The organism is Klebsiella sp. HMSC16A12 (assembly GCF_001808265.1).
Classification (GTDB): Bacteria; Pseudomonadota; Gammaproteobacteria; order Enterobacterales; family Enterobacteriaceae; genus Klebsiella; species Klebsiella pneumoniae.
The window spans coordinates 61,429-78,976 of sequence record NZ_KV792609.1 but is presented as its reverse complement, the minus strand read 5'-3'; the positions used below and the strand labels follow the sequence as shown (position 1 = coordinate 78,976).

The window sequence follows — 17,548 nt, the reverse complement described above, 5'->3', positions numbered from 1 at the left end:
GATTATAACGGGTCTACCTTAAGGCAGGAAACCGCATGGCGGAAACTGCCTTCCAGCACCGGGCGGGTTTTGGCGCACTCCGGTCCGGCAAGCGGACAGCGGGTGCGGAATACGCAGCCTGAGGGCGGATTAATCGGCGAGGGTAATTCGCCTTCCAGCAGTTGGATAGTTTTCGTTTTCTCGAGATCAGGATCGGGGATCGGCACCGCCGACATCAGCGCTTTGGTATAGGGATGCAGCGGATTATGGTACACCTCGTCGTAGGTCCCCAGCTCCACCGCATGGCCCAGATACATTACCAGAACCCGATCGGAGATATGCTTAACCACCGCCAGATCGTGAGCGATAAATATCAGCGATAGCCCCATCTCACGCTGCAGTTGCTGCAGCAGGTTGACGACCTGCGCCTGAATCGACACGTCAAGCGCGGAGACCGGCTCATCGCAGATAATCAGCTTTGGCTCAAGGATCAGCGCCCGCGCGATGCCGATACGCTGACACTGACCGCCGGAGAACTCGTGCGGATAGCGGTTGATCAGGTTGGGCAGCAACCCAACTTTCATCATCATCGCTTTGACGCGATCGCGCACTTCCTGACGGGGCATCTTCGGATGATAGGTACGCAGCGGTTCGGCGATAATTTCTCCGATGGTCATGCGCGGGTTCAGCGAGGCCAGCGGATCCTGGAAGATCATCTGGATATCGCTGCGCACGTCGCGCCACTCTTCCTGCTTCATGCCCAGCAGATCTTTACCCAGCCAGGCCACTTTGCCATCGGTCGCTTTCACCAGACCAATAATGGCGCGGGCGAAGGTCGATTTGCCGCAGCCCGACTCCCCTACCACACCGAGGGTTTCACCCTCGTAAAGGCGCAGCGTCACGCCATCCACCGCTTTCAGCGTTTTCGACGGCTGCCAGAACCACTGCTTGCCATCTTTGATATCGAAGTGCACCTTCAGGTCGGCAATTTCGAGCAGGACTTTTCGTTGTTCAGTTACGGCGTTCATAGCAGATCCCCCACCGGTTTAAAGCAGGCGCGCAGGCGGCCTGGCGCGAACGATTCCAGCGGCGGCGCGCTGCTGCACTGCTCCATGGCATGCGGGCAACGCGGCTGGAATGGACAGCCTTTTGGCAATCGCAGCAGGTTCGGTGGGTTGCCGGGAATGGTCAACAACGCATCGCCTTCCGCATCCAGACGTGGAACCGCATTCAACAGCCCAATAGAGTATGGGTGCGACGGTTGATAGAAGACATCGCGCGCCTGACCGTACTCCATGGTGCGCCCGGCGTACATCACCAGCACTTTATCGCAGATCCCTGCCACCACCCCAAGGTCGTGGGTGATCATGATAATGGCCGTGTTGAATTCGCGTTTAAGCTCACTCAACAGCGTCATGATCTGCGCCTGCACGGTAACGTCCAGGGCAGTGGTCGGTTCATCCGCAATCAGCAGCCGGGGCCGGCACAGCAGCGCCATGGCAATCATCACGCGCTGACGCATGCCCCCGGAGAACTCGTGCGGGAACATTTTCATGCGCTTACGCGCTTCCGGCATTTTTACCGCGTCGAGCATCTTCACCGACTCTTCAAACGCTTCGGCTTTACTCAGCCCTTTATGCAGCATCAGGACTTCCATTAACTGCTCGCCCACCCGCATATAGGGGTTAAGAGAGGTCATCGGATCCTGGAAAATCATTGAGATTTGTTCAGCGCGCAGTTTGTTCAGCTCACGCTCGGGCAAATTGAGGATTTGCCGACCGTTAAAGGTGGCGGAACCCCCGATGCGACCGTTGGCCGCCAGCAGTCCCATCAGGGCGAAGGCGGTTTGCGATTTACCGGAGCCGGATTCGCCCACAATGCCGAGCGTCTCGCCCGCCTGCAGGGTGAAGTTCAGATCATTGACGGCGGTGACATCACCATCCGGCGTTTTAAAGGTGACGCGAAGATCTTTCACGTCCAGCAGTAGCCCGCTGTGGCTCTGCGCTTGCGGCGCTTTTGCCGTTTCAATCATGGTCATGGCAGCGCTCCTTAGCGGTCTTTCGGGTCGAGGGCATCACGCAGACCATCGCCGATAAAGTTGAAACAGAACAGGGTCACCACCAGGAAACCCGCCGGGAACAACAGTAGCCAGGGCGAAACTTCCATTGAGTTGGCGCCATCGCTGAGCAATGCCCCCCAGCTGCTGAGCGGCTCCTGCGTCCCCAGTCCCAGGAAACTGAGGAAGGATTCGAAGAGGATCATGCTGGGGACCAGCAGCGAGGCATACACCACCACCACCCCCAACACGTTGGGGACGATATGGCGCAGCACGATGCTCGCCGTCGAGACCCCGCCGACCTGCGCGGCTTCGATAAACTCTTTGCGCTTCAGGCTTAGCGTCTGCCCGCGCACGATACGCGCCATATCCAGCCAGGACACCATGCCGATGGCGACAAAGATCAGCAGGATATTCTGACCAAAAAAGGTCACTAGCAGGATGACGAAGAACATAAACGGGAAGGAGTTGAGGATCTCCAGCAGACGCATCATCACCGAATCCACTTTGCCGCCGAGATAACCGGAGAGAGAACCGTACAGCGTGCCGAGGATCACCGCCACCAGCGCCGCCGCCACCCCGACCATCAGCGAAATGCGCCCGCCGATCGCTACGCGCACCAGCAGGTCGCGCCCGGAGGAGTCGGTTCCGAAGTAGTGGCCGGAGGCCATATCCGGGGCATTGGACATCATGCCCCAGTCGGTATCGAAGTAGGAGAACGACGACACCATCGGCGCGAAGGTAACGAACAGCGCAATAAGCACCAGCATAATCAGGCTGGTCACCGCGGCGCGGTTATGCATAAAGCGGCGACGCGCGTCCTGCCAGAGGCTACGCCCCTCCACTTCCAGCTTCTCACTGAAGTTTTCCAGCGCCTCGCTATTTTTCTTACTTAACATCATGGCGAACTCCGGCTTCAGTAGCGAATCTTCGGATCGATAACGGCGTACAGCACGTCAACGATGGCGTTGAACAGGATAGTCAGGGCGCCAACGAGGATCGTCAGGCTGAGCACCAGCGAGTAGTCGCGGTTAAGCGCCCCGTTAACGAACAGCTGGCCGATCCCCGGCAGGCCGTAAATGGTTTCAATGACCATTGAGCCGGTGATGATGCCCACGAAAGCTGGCCCCATATAGGAGAGCACCGGCAGCAGCGCCGGCTTCAGCGCATGGCGCAGAATAATGCGACGCATCGGCAGCCCCTTCGCCCGCGCGGTGCGGATAAAGTTAGAGTGCAGCACTTCAATCATCGAACCGCGAGTAATACGCGCGATGCTGGCGATATAGGCCAGGGAAAGCGCCACCATCGGCAGGATCATAAATTTCAGCGCCCCGCCGTTCCAGCCGCCGCCCGGCAGCCAGTGCAGGGTAATGGCAAAGATCATCACCAGCAGCGGCGCGACCACAAAGCTCGGAATAACCACGCCGGTCATGGCTACCCCCATCACCGCGTAGTCCCAGCGGGTATTTTGCTTCAGGGCGGCTATCACCCCGGCGGCAACGCCGATCACCACCGCCAGTAAAAAGGCGGCGAAGCCCAGTTTCGCTGAAACCGGGAAGCTGGCGGCCACCAGATCGTTGACGGAATAATCTTTGTATTTAAAAGAGGGACCAAAATCGCCATGCGCCAGCTGCTTCAGATAATTGAAGTACTGCGTCATGATAGGGTCGTTTAAATGGTATTTTGCTTCAATATTCGCCATGACTTCCGGCGGTAGCGTGCGTTCCCCGGTAAAAGGACTTCCCGGCGCCAGACGCATCATGAAGAATGAGATGGTGATAAGAATAAATAGCGTCGGAATCGCTTCCAGACAGCGACGTAAGATAAATTTTAACATTGCCCGTACCTTCTGGCGTGTGCCTTTGCACTGCTCTCAAATAAGACACGATGGAGCGAGCCGAGACCCGCTCCACGTATTGCCATTAATGTTTGATAACGTAGAGGTCTTTGGTATAGACGTTATCCATCGGGTCTTTACCGGTATAGCCACCGACCCACGGTTTCACCAGGCGGGCGTTAACGTAGTAATAGACCGGTACGATCGCGCTGTCTTTGTCCAGCTGCTGCTCTGCTTTCGCATAGGCCGCCGTGCGCTGCGCTTCATCGGATGCTTTTACGGATTCAGCCATAATCTTGTCGAACGCCGGGCTCTTATAGTGCGCGGTGTTCATTGAACTGTCAGAGAGCATGGTGTTCAGGAAAGAGGTTGGCTCGTTATAGTCGGCGCACCAGCCCGCACGCGCCACGTCATAGGTGCCCTGATGACGGGTATCGAGGAACGTTTTCCACTCCTGGTTGACCAGCTTCACGTCAATGCCCAGGTTTTTACGCCACAGCGAGGCGGCGGCAATCGCCAGCTTCTTGTGCAAATCAGAGGTGTTATACAGCAGGTTGAAGGTCAACGGTTTATCGGCGCTATAGCCGGCTTCGGCCAGCAGTTTCTTCGCTTCTTCGTTGCGTTTTTCCTGCGACCAGGTAAACCATTCCGGCTCGCTCAGCTTCGCGCCATCGGTGTAAGGCGGCGTGTAGCCGTAGGCCGGCAGATCGCCCTGTCCTTTCACCTTATTAGCAATAATATCGCGATCCAGACCCAGCTTCAGCGCGGTACGCACGCGCACGTCGGTGAACGGGGCCTTCTGGTTGTTGATTTCGTAATAATAGGTACACAGATAGGGGTCAACGTGCAGCTCGTTGGGGATCTCTTTTTTCAGCTTCTGGAAGAGTTCGATTGGCAACTGGTTATAAGTCATGTCCAGTTCACCGCTGCGGTAGCGGTTAACATAGGTCACTTCGGAAGAGGTCGGCAGCCAGGTAACGGTGTTAATGACGGTTTTAGCATTATCCCAATAGTGCGGGTTACGCTCCATTACGATCCGCTCGTTGACCACCCAGTCTTTCAGAGTATACGCGCCGTTGGTAACGATATTGCCAGGCTGCGTCCACTTTTCGCCAAATTTTTCGATGGCCGGTTTGTAGACGGGAGACATCGCCGGGTTAACCAGCAGTTTATAAAAATAGGGTACCGGTTCGCTGAGGGTGACTTCCAGCGTGTGGTCGTCAATGGCTTTTACGCCCAGCTCGCTCGGCGCTTTCTTGCCGTCAATGATTTCGTCGACGTTAACGATATGACCATATTGCGGATAGCTGGCATAAGGAGACGCGGTTTTCGGATCCACCAGACGCTGCCAGCTGTATACGAAGTCCTGGGCGGTAACCGGCTCGCCGTTAGACCATTTTGCATCTTTACGCAGATGGAAGGTCCAGACTTTAAAATCTTTATTATCCCAGCTCTCCGCCACGCCAGGGATCGGGTGGCCATCTTTCGGCGAAGTATTCAGCAAACCTTCGAACAGGTCGCGGCTAATATTGGCCTCTGGCACCCCTTCGATTTTATTTGGGTCCAGCGATTGCGGCTCGGCGCCGCTATTACGTACCAGGGTTTGCTTCTCTGCCAGCTGCACTCCAGCCGGGACATCCGCTGCCATTGCCATATTGCCGGCGATCAGTGCGGATAGCACTCCCGCGGCGATTAAACGCTTTTTAGTGATGATGGTCATTGTGTTGTAACTCCAGTCATTATAATTACTGGTTTTTTAACCAGCCTGTTTTTCCCGTTTTCGGGTTCTGTCCAACGCAGGAGTTTGCGATTGGCAGATTGCTATCACCGACTTATTTATTACGACCGCTCGAACGGCAGTCTTAACGTCGATTCGTTGCCCTCGCTGGAGGGTCGTTCTGGCGAAATGAGTTAATTAAAAATAATTCTCATTTGCGTACATAATTCAGCAGACGATAACGGCGGAAAGTACCAAAAGGTAAACACCTCCGCCAATGCAATTTGCAAATATGTTACCGAATTCTCTTTTATTGCCGGTTTTGCCAGCGTGACAAGCGTTTGCCATAAAACGTCGATGTAAAAATATTATTATTTATCAGAGCATTACGATAATTTCATCAGCCGACATTCTGAGCAGCGACCACAAGATGCTTTTTTGTACAAAAATTTAACAATAGATTACTTTTTAGCACATTCATCTGCCGCCTTGTTAAAATTACTAATATCATTTCGATGATCCGACAGCAAGTACCAGAGAATGATGTGAAGAAAATAACATCACAGGAGTGGGAGGCGTGAGGAGAATGTTAAGAGAAATATTTCATATCTTAATGAAAAATATGAAATTAATAGCGATATCGCAAAATATTATCCCTACCGCCAGTTCCGCGTTGGCTAATAGGTTTTGCTAATAATCGCGCAGGCGTGAAGCGAGACTCCCCGCCTGCTGGCGACGAACTAACTCAGCAGCCCTGGGAAAAGCGCTTTAATCCCGGTCACAATAAACTCAATGCCGAGAGCCATCAGCAACAGGCCCATAATACGGGTGATGACGTTGATTCCCGTCTGCCCCAGCAAACGGACCAGCCACGGCGCCATACGGAAAATCCCCCAGCAGCAGAGGGCAAATACCGCTATCGCCAGTGAGAACCCGACCAGATGCACCCAGGAGTGGTACCGGGTCCCCCAGACGATAGTTGAACTGATTGCCCCTGGCCCGGCCATTAATGGTAGCGCGAGAGGAACGACGCCGATGCTCTCCCGGACCGCCGTCTCCGACTTTTCCTGCTTGTTCTGCTTATCTTCGCCGAGCTTACCGCTGATCATCGACATCGCGATGGTCACCACCAGGATGCCGCCGGCGATACGGAAGGAGTCAATGGAGATACCGAAAATCTGCAGAATGCCATCGCCGAGGAACAGCGACGTCAGGAGGATGATCGCCACCGACAGGTTGGCGGTGAGGTTGGTCTTATTACGCACCGCAGCCGGCTGATAGCTGGTCATACTGATGAATACCGGAATAATGCCAACCGGGTTAACCAGGGCAAATAAGCCGATGAAAAACTTGAAATATGCAGAAAAATCGAACAGTGATTGAGTCACATTGGGCTCCGCAGCATCATCAAAATTGGCGGTTGACTGTTAACAGCATAAAATAACTGCGCGAAACATACGCTTTTTACCTGCAATATTCATTATAAATATGCATAACCCGGTGATATGTATCGAATGTTAGCCATTTGTATATTTAATGCTAATCGTTTTTTTAATTTCAAAACCCTCCCATCACACTTGATCGAACCGGTCAAAAAGCAGCCAGCTGAAAGGTATCAGCAGCGACAATACTTGATCTAAATCACGTAATTTGTACTCAGAAGTGAGTAATCTTGATGACACCAACAGAGTGGAAGGCAGCAGTACCTGAAAGCGAAAGAGATAAAGCTTTTTTAGTAAATCGGTGAAACAGCGCCCTGATTTTTCTACATAAACATTTACATGCAAGCTGTTAACGGCCTGTCTATAATGTCGAATCGAGCGACTGATTTACTAAAAAAGTTTAACATTATCAGGAGAGCATTATGGCTGTTACTAATATCGCTGAACTGAACGCGCTTGTTGAGCGTGTCAAGAAAGCCCAGCGTGAATATGCCAGTTTCACTCAAGAACAAGTCGACAAAATCTTCCGCGCCGCCGCTCTGGCCGCTGCAGATGCTCGAATCCCTCTCGCCAAAATGGCCGTAGCCGAATCCGGCATGGGCATCGTTGAAGACAAAGTGATCAAAAACCACTTCGCTTCCGAATACATTTACAACGCTTATAAAGACGAAAAAACCTGTGGCGTTCTGTCAGAAGACGACACCTTTGGCACCATCACTATCGCTGAGCCTATCGGCATCATCTGCGGTATCGTACCGACCACTAACCCGACTTCAACAGCCATTTTCAAATCGCTCATCAGTCTGAAAACGCGTAACGCCATCATTTTCTCTCCGCACCCGCGTGCAAAAGAAGCCACCAACAAAGCGGCTGATATCGTGCTGCAGGCTGCCATCGCGGCCGGCGCGCCGAAGGACCTGATTGGCTGGATCGATCAGCCGTCTGTAGAACTGTCTAACGCGCTGATGCATCACCCGGACATCAACCTGATCCTGGCGACCGGTGGTCCAGGCATGGTGAAAGCAGCATACAGCTCCGGTAAACCTGCTATCGGCGTCGGCGCCGGTAACACCCCGGTAGTCATTGATGAAACCGCCGACATCAAACGTGCCGTAGCGTCCGTACTGATGTCTAAAACCTTCGATAACGGCGTGATCTGTGCTTCTGAGCAGTCCGTTGTGGTGGTTGATTCAGTCTATGACGCGGTTCGCGAACGTTTCGCCAGCCACGGCGGCTACCTGCTGCAGGGTAAAGAGCTGAAAGCCGTTCAGGACATTATCCTGAAAAATGGCGCGCTGAACGCGGCTATCGTTGGTCAGCCAGCGGCCAAAATCGCTGAACTGGCAGGCTTCACCGTGCCGGCCACCACCAAAATTCTGATTGGTGAAGTGACCAACGTTGACGAGAGCGAGCCGTTTGCTCACGAAAAACTGTCTCCGACGCTGGCTATGTATCGTGCAAAAGATTTCGAAGACGCGGTAGCCAAAGCAGAAAAACTGGTCGCCATGGGCGGTATCGGTCACACCTCTTGCCTGTACACCGACCAGGACAACCAGCCGGCTCGCGTGGCTTACTTCGGCCAAATGATGAAAACCGCGCGTATCCTGATCAACACCCCGGCTTCTCAGGGTGGTATCGGTGACCTGTACAACTTCAAACTCGCGCCTTCCCTGACTCTGGGTTGTGGTTCCTGGGGTGGTAACTCCATCTCTGAAAACGTTGGTCCGAAACACCTGATCAACAAGAAAACCGTTGCTAAGCGAGCTGAAAACATGTTGTGGCACAAACTTCCGAAATCTATCTACTTCCGTCGTGGCTCCCTGCCAATCGCACTGGATGAAGTGATTACCGATGGTCACAAACGCGCGCTGATCGTGACTGACCGCTTCCTGTTCAACAACGGCTATGCCGATCAGATCACTTCCGTACTGAAAGCAGCGGGTGTTGAGACGGAAGTCTTCTTCGAAGTTGAAGCTGACCCGACGCTGACCATCGTACGTAAAGGTGCCGACCTGGCAAACTCCTTTAAACCAGACGTGATCATCGCCCTGGGCGGCGGTTCCCCGATGGATGCGGCGAAAATCATGTGGGTTATGTACGAACATCCGGAAACCCACTTCGAAGAACTGGCGCTGCGCTTTATGGATATCCGTAAACGTATCTACAAGTTCCCGAAAATGGGCGTCAAAGCCAAGATGGTGGCGATCACTACCACTTCCGGTACCGGTTCTGAAGTTACGCCGTTCGCCGTGGTGACCGATGACGCGACCGGTCAGAAATACCCGCTGGCAGACTACGCGCTGACCCCGGATATGGCCATTGTCGATGCCAACCTGGTGATGGATATGCCGAAATCGCTGTGTGCGTTCGGTGGTCTGGATGCGGTGACTCACGCCCTGGAAGCTTACGTTTCCGTACTGGCTTCTGAGTTCTCTGACGGCCAGGCGCTGCAGGCGCTGAAACTGCTGAAAGAGTACCTGCCGGCTTCCTATCACGAAGGTTCCAAGAACCCGGTTGCCCGTGAGCGCGTACACAGTGCCGCGACTATCGCCGGTATCGCGTTCGCTAACGCCTTCCTCGGCGTGTGTCACTCGATGGCGCACAAACTGGGCTCCCAGTTCCATATTCCGCACGGTCTGGCCAACGCCCTGCTGATCTGCAACGTTATCCGCTATAACGCGAATGACAACCCGACCAAGCAGACCGCGTTCAGCCAGTACGACCGTCCGCAGGCTCGTCGTCGTTACGCTGAAATCGCCGATCACCTGGGCCTCTCCGCACCAGGCGACCGCACCGCAGCGAAAATCGAGAAACTGCTGGCATGGCTGGAAAGCATTAAAGCTGAGCTGGGTATTCCGAAATCTATCCGCGAAGCTGGCGTTCAGGAAGCTGACTTCCTGGCCCACGTTGATAAACTGTCTGAAGATGCATTCGATGACCAGTGCACCGGCGCTAACCCGCGCTACCCGCTGATCTCCGAACTGAAACAGATCCTGCTGGATACCTACTACGGCCGCGAATTCGTCGAAGGCGAAGCCGGTGCGAAAGCCGAAGTTGCTCCGGTAAAGGCTGAGAAAAAAGCGAAAAAATCCGCTTAACCAACAGCGATAGCATCGCGACAAGCCCCGTCACCTGACGGGGCTTTTTTTATCCCCGCTATCAGCCATTCTTTATCGCCAGCTACGCCAACCTATAGCAGACATAAAAAAGGCGCCCACAGGCGCCTGTACGAGCTTCTGAGGGTATCAGCAGGGACGGTGCTGGTTTTGTACCTTGGTTAACGAACCGACGCTCAGCGCCTCTTTATAATGCTTACGGCAGACCGATACGTACCGCTCATTACCGCCGATGACGACCTGCTCACCCTCATTATAAGGACGCCCCTCCTGATCGAGGCGCAATACCATGCTGGCCTTGCGGCCGCAGAAGCAGATCGTTTTCAGCTCAACCAGCTTATCTGACCAGGCCAGTAAATACTGGCTGCCGGTAAAGAGCTCACCGCGAAAGTCCGTCCGCAACCCATAGCAAAGCACCGGAATATCCAGCGTATCGACAACTTCGGACAGCTCATGAACCTGTTCACGCGTCAGAAACTGGCTTTCATCCACCAGCACGCAGTGAATCGGCTTTAGCTGGTGCTCCGCCGCAATATCGTCAAATAACGAGGTCTGTGGATTATACAATCGGGCCGGCGAGGAGAGCCCGATACGCGAACTGACTTTTCCGGCGCCAAAGCGGTCATCAATCTCAGCGGTATAAACGACGGTACGCATCCCCCGCTCCTGGTAATTGTACGAAGATTGCAACAGAGCGGTCGACTTACCTGCATTCATTGCAGAGTAGTAGAAATAAAGTTGTGCCATCGGCTGCGTGACCCCAATCAAAGTGTTTTATCGCGGCGACGATTGTACCATATTTTATGCGCACAGCCGCGCTTTCAGCAGGGGTATTGTCGCGAAGCTGAAGGGCCTGCAAACCGAAAGGATTAAGAAGATGAATTGAATTTTCAGGGCCACTATTTGTACGCCCCGTTACGCTACTGGCACGGTAACCATTGTCTTTTCGTGCTTATAGACCGGTTGCCCATGGGCTATAAGCAGGGCTGCCGGTTGTTTTATATTAAGCCTTGTAACCAAAAATGCGCTAATACTGACGAGGGTTATTTACCCATGTAAAGGATCATTTCTCTCACTGAACCTCTCAAAAAGCATACCGTCTCAATGTTTTAGCTTGCCTTCGCCTCATCGCTATAAGCGATGAAAGATGTGAAGCGGCACGGGAATTTTAACTTAAATTAATTAATTCTCGCGACAAATAACCAGTAATTTTGAATTCCTTACATTCCCCCCTATTGCACAACGCATTTTATCGCTCTATTATTAGTTCAACAAACCACCCCACAATATAAGTTTGAGATTACTACAATGAGCGAAGCACTTAAAATTTTGAACAACATCCGTACTCTTCGTGCGCAGGCAAGAGAATGCACCCTGGAAACGCTCGAAGAAATGCTGGAAAAATTAGAAGTCGTCGTTAACGAGCGCCGTGAAGAAGAAAACGCTGCCGCGGCAGAAATTGAAGAGCGTACGCGTAAGCTGCAGCAATACCGTGAAATGCTGATTGCTGACGGTATTGATCCGAATGAACTGCTGAGCACCATGGCTGCCGTTAAAGCCGGTACCAAAACCAAGCGTGCTGCACGTCCGGCTAAATATAGCTATGTTGACGAAAATGGTGAAACCAAAACCTGGACCGGTCAGGGCCGTACCCCGGCTGTGATCAAAAAAGCAATGGATGAGCAAGGTAAATCACTGGACGATTTCCTGATCTAATCTCCGTTGATCGCTATAAAAAATCCCGCTGCGGCGGGATTTTTTTTGCCCTCAGGGCCGATATAAAAAAACCGGGAGTCGCAGATGCGCTCCCGGTTTGTGCTTTCAACCGCGCGGCGGATTACTTCGCTACCGCCGTTTCCAGCCAGGCTTTAAAATCGTCGCCCAGCGTTTTGTGACGAATACCATATTCGACAAACGCCTGCATGTAGCCAAGCTTATTACCGCAGTCATGGCTCTTGCCTTTCATATGATAAGCTTCAACCGTTTCTTTCTCGATCAGCATATCAATGGCGTCAGTCAGCTGAATTTCATCACCAGCGCCCGGAGGGGTTTTCGCCAGCAGCGGCCAGATATCGGCGCTGAGGACATAACGCCCCACCACCGCCAGGTTGGACGGCGCAACGTCAGCTTTTGGCTTCTCAACCACGCCCACCATCGGTACGCTTTCGCCCGGCTTCAGGGATTCGCCTTTGCAGTCAACCACGCCATAAGCGGTTACGTCTTCGACAGGTTCAACCATAATCTGGCTGGCGCCAGTCTCATCGAAGCGAGAGATCATCTCAGCGAGGTTATCGCGGCTCAGATCGGATTCATATTCATCCAGAATAACGTCTGGCAGAATAACCGCGACCGGCTCATCTCCCACTACCGGATGGGCGCACAGCACCGCGTGACCCAGACCTTTCGCCAGGCCCTGACGAACTTGCATAATAGTCACGTGCGGCGGGCAAATAGACTGCACTTCTTCCAGCAGCTGGCGTTTTACACGTTTTTCCAGCATCGCTTCCAGCTCAAAACTGGTATCGAAATGGTTTTCGATAGAGTTTTTCGACGAGTGCGTTACCAGAACAATTTCAGTAATTCCTGCAGCGATACATTCATTAACAACGTACTGAATTAACGGCTTATCTACCAGCGGCAGCATTTCTTTTGGAATCGCTTTGGTGGCCGGCAGCATCCTGGTGCCTAATCCCGCAACCGGGATAACCGCTTTTCTGACTTTAGAATTAAGGGCAGCCATTGAAATCTCCTGGACTGTTTGTTTTTTAAACTTCTCGTTACAAATAACGTGTCGAGTATATCAGTCAACCGCGTATTTACTGGTCTGAAAAGCTGCCGATAGCCTCGAATTAGGACTTTTACGCATAAAACTGCTCGATGTTACCACCGCTAAAGGGCAAGAGGTAATCCCGTCTGCTTAGATATAAACGCAATTGCTCATTCCGCAGACAACATTAAGCGTAAACGACCGCCAGCCCCCCAAATTTGGCACTGCCACGAGGTGCAGCGTTGGCTAATTTGGTTAAGATAAGCATCACCCAGCGTCCCCAAAGGAACGCCATTACTAATCTGAATTTGATGCTCCCCCGTATTCAGCGTGCCATTAAGTCCCGCTGACACCAGAATTAAATTTTTCAGCCCGCTGTGGTAATACCCTACTAACAGAGGGAACTGGCCCGGAAGATTTGCCTGACGCAGCAGTTGATTCACCTGTTTTAACAAACTTCCCATTTCTGGTAGCCGTTGTCCCTGGTGCGCCAGTTGCTCCTGCAGCAGACCATTAAACAACGCGCGCAGCAATAATGCTGCCAACACGCCATTATCGCCTGCGCGTGTGACATCCAGACAATAGAAAGCCAAATCATTTTCCGAAAGCGGCGCGATATCGAGTACCAGACCGGGCTTGTCTGCCGACACCAGTTGTCGATAATGAATGCGGCAGTGCGACATTTCCTGTTGCACCGGCGGCTGTAATTCCTGCAATAGTCTTGAAGCGGCGATGGGATTACTGACCAGCGCATCCCAGTCCTCAAATAAACGCTCTTCCTCTTCCACGCGCGAACTGAACATCGCGGGATAGAGACAGGCGTAAACGGTCTCGCGCAGGCGATCGAAATCTTTTACTGGCTTTAACAGCACGTCCTGGACGCCAAGTCGCAACGCTTTAGCTATATCCGCCATGTTTTCGGTGGCGGAGATCATCAGGATCGGTAACTGTTCGCCGCGGTTACGCAGCGTTTCCACCAGCTCCAGACCGTTCATTCTCGGCATAGAAATGTCGCAAATCATCAGGTCCGGATGCACCTCCGTCATTTTATGCAGGGCATCCTTGCCATCTTCCGCCTGGAAGGTTGTTGCTCCCAGCGAGGTCAGCCATCCATGCAAGAGTGAGCGGAAAACGGGTTCGTCTTCAACTATCAGAATCTGTTTTCCCGCCAATGGCTGCGTCATGATATCTCCCCTGGCTGACGATAATTCAATAGTGGCACGCTATTCTCACTATCGCCTGTCAGAATTTGCTTAAGTCAGTAACTCGTACGTCAAACGGCTGTACGCACTAAGGGTAATAATTCATCCATTTTCTTTTCTACCGCCAGTTGCCCCGCGGCAATCGCCTCTCCGGCGCGATGAAAATCAAGCGTCGAAACTTGCGGACAGTATGGCTGCAACAGGATATCCGGCGGGTCACCCGCCATACGATTGCGTTTAAGACGGTTTTCCAGTACCTGGATAGAGGTGGTCATGATCTCCATCGCCGTCGGCGTCACGGCCGTACGGCGGGAACTCATTCGCGTCAAGCGAGCGCGCAGACGAGTATGCCATGGCCCCTCCTTCTCTTCCGCTTCCTGCCGCGGCGTTTCAAGGGAGAACAAATCCTGCTGCATAAGATGGGCATCATGTTGCAGGTCAACGGCAATCACAATATCCGCTCCCATTGCCCGGGTGAGCGACACAGGAACCGGATTGACCACCGCGCCATCGACCAGCCAGTAACCATTATGCCTTACTGGCGACATTAACCCCGGCATACTGCAGGAGGCGCGAATGGCTAAATGTAGATCGCCTTCGGTAAACCACAGCTCCCTACCGGTGCTTAAATTGGTGGCAACAGCAGCAAACCGGCGCTCGCAGCGTTCAATCTCGGTGACGGGCATAATGCGGCGGTAATGATTGAATACCTTTTCCCCCCGCAGCAGTCCCCCCCGGCGCCAGGAGAGATCCATCAGCTTCAGGACATCCCAGTTGCTGAATGAGCAGACCCATGATTCGAGTGCCGGGAGTCGGTTACAGGCATACGCCGCCCCTACCAGCGAACCGATAGAACAACCGGCTACGATATCAATCTCAATACCGGCCCGCTGGAGGGCGTTGATGACGCCAATGTGCGACCATCCGCGAGCGGCTCCCGCACCTAGCGCCAGACCAATTTTAAGCTTTCTCATTAGTACTAATAACTATCCTTCCACTCTGAGCGTGGCAACATTGTCACGGCTCAGTTAACATAATGCCCTTTGGCGTAGAAGCGCCGTTACTCTTTCTTCCATGGAGGCAGTTTTGTCGCAATTATGCCCCTGTGGCAGCGCACTGGAGTATAGCTCATGTTGCCAGCGATATCTGTCCGGCGCTGAGCTTGCGCCGGGCCCGTCACAGCTTATGCGCTCCCGTTATAGCGCGTTCGTCATGAAAGACGCTGACTATCTAATCAAAACCTGGCACCCGTCCTGTCAGGCGCAGCAATTTCGCGCCGAGCTGGAGAAAGGGTTTTCCCAGACCGAATGGCTGGGCTTAACCCTGTTCGCCAGTGATGAGGGGCGAGCTCCAAATGAAGGTTTTGTCAGCTTTGTCGCCCGCTTTAATGACAATAACCGCCCTGGCGCCATTATTGAACGTTCCAGATTCTTAAAAGAAAATGGACAGTGGTACTATATCGACGGGACACGACCGCTGATTGGCCGTAACGACCCCTGCCCCTGCGGCTCAGGTAAAAAATTTAAAAAATGCTGCGGCCAGTAACGCTGGCGCAGCGCTTGCAAACATTACAGGATTTTCCTCGCGATGCATTCATTACAACGTAAAGTACTACGCACTATTTGCCCTGATCAGAAAGGCCTCATCGCGCGTATCACCAATATCTGCTACAAGCATGAACTCAACATTGTGCAGAACAATGAGTTTGTTGACCACCGTACCGGTCGTTTCTTTATGCGCACCGAACTGGAAGGCATTTTTAACGACGCTACTCTGCTGGCCGATCTCGACAGCGCCCTGCCTGAAGGCTCCATCCGCGAACTGAATCCGGCAGGCCGTCGCCGGGTGGTGATTCTGGTGACGAAAGAGGCGCACTGTCTGGGCGATCTGCTGATGAAAGCCAACTACGGCGGGCTGGATGTCGATATTGCCGCGGTTATCGGCAACCATGACACCCTGCGCTCGTTGGTGGAGCGCTTTGGTATTCCGTTTGAGCTGGTCAGCCATGAAGGACTGAGCCGCGAAGAACACGATCAGCGGATGGGCGATACTATCGCCGCCCACGAACCGGATTACGTGGTGCTGGCCAAGTATATGCGCGTCCTGACGCCAGAATTTGTCGCCCGCTTCCCGAACAAAATCATCAATATCCACCATTCGTTTTTGCCGGCGTTTATCGGCGCCCGTCCCTATCATCAGGCCTATGAGCGCGGCGTGAAAATCATTGGCGCTACCGCTCACTACGTGAATGACAATCTGGATGAAGGCCCGATCATCATGCAGGACGTGATTCATGTCGATCATACTTATACCGCAGAAGATATGATGCGCGCTGGGCGCGATGTCGAAAAAAACGTCTTGAGCCGGGCGCTGTATCAGGTACTGGCGCAGCGCGTCTTCGTTTACGGTAACCGGACGATTATTCTTTAATCGACTGAGAAATGAATTGGTTAGCTTTACGGCGTTACGCGTAAAAATCAGGCAACCAGTTTATTTTTGTCAAACGAATGCTTTACAGGGGCGCATCATTTGGTATGATGCGCCCCGCTTCCCGAGAAGGAAGCAGGCCAGTACCAAGTATTACCCCGTGGTGGGGTTCCCGAGCGGCCAAAGGGAGCAGACTGTAAATCTGCCGTCATCGACTTCGAAGGTTCGAATCCTTCCCCCACCACCATTATTCACTACAGTGATATGGTTTCCCCGACAAGCGTAAACGATGTTTGCACTTAGCGGGAAGGGTAAGAACCTTCGACTAAGGTTCGACTCGAGCGCCAGCGAGAGAACGTTGCCGCAGGCAACGGCCCGAAGGGCGAGGCGCTTTAGCGCCGAGTAATCCTTCCCCCACCACCACCTCTTCATGTATTGCCCAGCTTATTCCACCTGCGATACGCTATATTCTGCCCCACGGGGAAGGATGAGAAGCTTCGACTAAGGTTCGACTCGAGCGAAGCGAGAGAACGTTGCCGCAGGCAACGGCCCGAAGGGCGAGGAGAGATAGCGACGAGTTATCCTTCCCCCACCACCATTCATTTTGCTGAATAGCCTACAATGTGTTTTTACCCCTGGTGGGGTTCCCGAGCGGCCAAAGGGAGCAGACTGTAAATCTGCCGTCATCGACTTCGAAGGTTCGAATCCTTCCCCCACCACCATCTTCTTAAAAAACACCTCAATCCAATTACTCTACGATATTCTATATTCTGCCCCATGGGGAAGGATGAGAAGCTTCGACTAAGGTTCGACTCGAGCGAAGCGAGAGAACGTTGCCGTAGGCAACGGCCCGAAGGGCGAAGCGCTTTAGCGCCGAGTAATCCTTCCCCCACCACTGTTGCACTCTCAGCCACCTGTTCTGCTGTCTCATCGCTCGCGCTTCGCTTAGCGAGGCTACAGGTGGTGCCGTCTGGTAGCCCGGACAGGTGCGCAGCACCGCCTCCG

At 53.2% G+C, this 17,548-nt stretch carries 16 protein-coding genes, 2 tRNA genes and 3 other RNA genes; 10 read left to right on the top strand and 11 right to left on the bottom strand.

Annotation, left to right across the window (positions count from 1 at the left end; genetic code table 11):
- Positions 1-2 precede the first annotated feature (2 nt).
- The 7 genes from oppF to HMPREF3140_RS12620 all read right to left on the bottom strand — a co-directional run bounded on the left by oppF (position 3) and on the right by HMPREF3140_RS12620 (position 7,376).
- Complete coding sequence (oppF, locus tag HMPREF3140_RS12655) at positions 3-1,007, bottom strand: murein tripeptide/oligopeptide ABC transporter ATP-binding protein OppF (protein ID WP_002910083.1); 1,005 nt, start codon at positions 1,005-1,007, stop codon at positions 3-5.
- The gene (locus HMPREF3140_RS12650; RefSeq protein ID WP_070553001.1) at positions 1,004-2,017 is read right to left on the bottom strand and encodes an ABC transporter ATP-binding protein; all 1,014 of its coding nucleotides are present in this window, start codon (positions 2,015-2,017) and stop codon (positions 1,004-1,006) included. The genes oppF and HMPREF3140_RS12650 overlap by 4 nt, the downstream gene beginning before the upstream one ends.
- A gap of 11 nt (positions 2,018-2,028) precedes the next feature.
- The gene (gene oppC / locus HMPREF3140_RS12645) at positions 2,029-2,937 is read right to left on the bottom strand and encodes an oligopeptide ABC transporter permease OppC (protein ID WP_004145396.1); all 909 of its coding nucleotides are present in this window, start codon (positions 2,935-2,937) and stop codon (positions 2,029-2,031) included.
- A 14-nt stretch (positions 2,938-2,951) separates the two neighbouring features.
- Entirely contained in the window at positions 2,952-3,872 is a 921-nt protein-coding gene (gene oppB / locus HMPREF3140_RS12640) for an oligopeptide ABC transporter permease OppB (RefSeq protein WP_002910089.1), read from the bottom strand.
- Between the two features lie 85 nt (positions 3,873-3,957).
- Positions 3,958-5,592 (bottom strand): oligopeptide ABC transporter substrate-binding protein OppA, encoded by a 1,635-nt coding sequence (oppA, locus tag HMPREF3140_RS12635; RefSeq protein ID WP_004148754.1) that lies wholly within the window; start codon positions 5,590-5,592, stop codon positions 3,958-3,960.
- Between the two features lie 737 nt (positions 5,593-6,329).
- Complete coding sequence (locus tag HMPREF3140_RS12625) at positions 6,330-6,977, bottom strand: YchE family NAAT transporter (RefSeq protein ID WP_002910095.1); 648 nt, start codon at positions 6,975-6,977, stop codon at positions 6,330-6,332.
- Between the two features lie 183 nt (positions 6,978-7,160).
- Entirely contained in the window at positions 7,161-7,376 is a 216-nt protein-coding gene (locus tag HMPREF3140_RS12620; protein ID WP_004145398.1) for a hypothetical protein, read from the bottom strand.
- 77 nt (positions 7,377-7,453) lie between these two features.
- On the opposite strand from HMPREF3140_RS12620, the gene adhE reads away from it, so the two are divergent.
- Positions 7,454-10,129, top strand: a complete 2,676-nt coding sequence (gene adhE / locus HMPREF3140_RS12615) for a bifunctional acetaldehyde-CoA/alcohol dehydrogenase (protein WP_002910097.1) — start codon at positions 7,454-7,456, stop codon at positions 10,127-10,129.
- A 147-nt stretch (positions 10,130-10,276) separates the two neighbouring features.
- Here the strand turns inward: adhE and tdk are convergent, their stop codons facing one another.
- Complete coding sequence (gene tdk / locus HMPREF3140_RS12610) at positions 10,277-10,894, bottom strand: thymidine kinase (protein WP_002910100.1); 618 nt, start codon at positions 10,892-10,894, stop codon at positions 10,277-10,279.
- A gap of 7 nt (positions 10,895-10,901) precedes the next feature.
- Between tdk and HMPREF3140_RS28775 the strand changes: the two genes are divergently transcribed.
- Both HMPREF3140_RS28775 and hns read left to right on the top strand, forming a co-directional pair.
- Positions 10,902-11,033 carry a hypothetical protein gene (locus HMPREF3140_RS28775; protein WP_004145401.1) on the top strand — a complete coding sequence of 44 codons (132 nt, stop codon included), beginning with the start codon at positions 10,902-10,904 and terminating at the stop codon, positions 11,031-11,033.
- Between the two features lie 422 nt (positions 11,034-11,455).
- Entirely contained in the window at positions 11,456-11,863 is a 408-nt protein-coding gene (hns, locus tag HMPREF3140_RS12600) for a histone-like nucleoid-structuring protein H-NS (protein ID WP_002910103.1), read from the top strand.
- 121 nt (positions 11,864-11,984) lie between these two features.
- Here hns and galU read toward each other — a convergent pair whose 3' ends face one another.
- From galU to rssA, 3 genes are all read right to left on the bottom strand, one after another.
- Positions 11,985-12,887, bottom strand: coding sequence for a UTP--glucose-1-phosphate uridylyltransferase GalU (gene galU / locus HMPREF3140_RS12595; RefSeq protein WP_002910105.1), 903 nt, complete (start codon positions 12,885-12,887; stop codon positions 11,985-11,987).
- Between the two features lie 197 nt (positions 12,888-13,084).
- Complete coding sequence (gene rssB / locus HMPREF3140_RS12590) at positions 13,085-14,098, bottom strand: two-component system response regulator RssB (protein ID WP_002910107.1); 1,014 nt, start codon at positions 14,096-14,098, stop codon at positions 13,085-13,087.
- A gap of 89 nt (positions 14,099-14,187) precedes the next feature.
- A complete protein-coding gene (gene rssA / locus HMPREF3140_RS12585) occupies positions 14,188-15,090 on the bottom strand; it encodes a patatin-like phospholipase RssA (protein ID WP_002910108.1) in 903 nt (300 codons plus the stop codon).
- Positions 15,091-15,202: 112 nt separating this feature from the next.
- Between rssA and HMPREF3140_RS12580 the strand changes: the two genes are divergently transcribed.
- The 7 genes from HMPREF3140_RS12580 (at position 15,203) to HMPREF3140_RS12550 (ending at position 17,441) form a co-directional block, all read left to right on the top strand.
- A complete protein-coding gene (locus tag HMPREF3140_RS12580; RefSeq protein WP_002910109.1) occupies positions 15,203-15,661 on the top strand; it encodes a YchJ family protein in 459 nt (152 codons plus the stop codon).
- Positions 15,662-15,703: 42 nt separating this feature from the next.
- Positions 15,704-16,546 carry a formyltetrahydrofolate deformylase gene (purU, locus tag HMPREF3140_RS12575; protein WP_023285280.1) on the top strand — a complete coding sequence of 281 codons (843 nt, stop codon included), beginning with the start codon at positions 15,704-15,706 and terminating at the stop codon, positions 16,544-16,546.
- A gap of 159 nt (positions 16,547-16,705) precedes the next feature.
- A tRNA-Tyr gene (locus tag HMPREF3140_RS12570) sits at positions 16,706-16,790 on the top strand.
- A gap of 43 nt (positions 16,791-16,833) precedes the next feature.
- Positions 16,834-16,966: non-coding RNA, RtT sRNA (locus tag HMPREF3140_RS12565), on the top strand.
- A gap of 43 nt (positions 16,967-17,009) precedes the next feature.
- Positions 17,010-17,141: non-coding RNA, RtT sRNA (locus HMPREF3140_RS12560), on the top strand.
- A gap of 39 nt (positions 17,142-17,180) precedes the next feature.
- Positions 17,181-17,265: transfer RNA gene (locus HMPREF3140_RS12555), tRNA-Tyr, on the top strand.
- 44 nt (positions 17,266-17,309) lie between these two features.
- Positions 17,310-17,441: non-coding RNA, RtT sRNA (locus HMPREF3140_RS12550), on the top strand.
- Positions 17,442-17,548 lie beyond the last annotated feature (107 nt).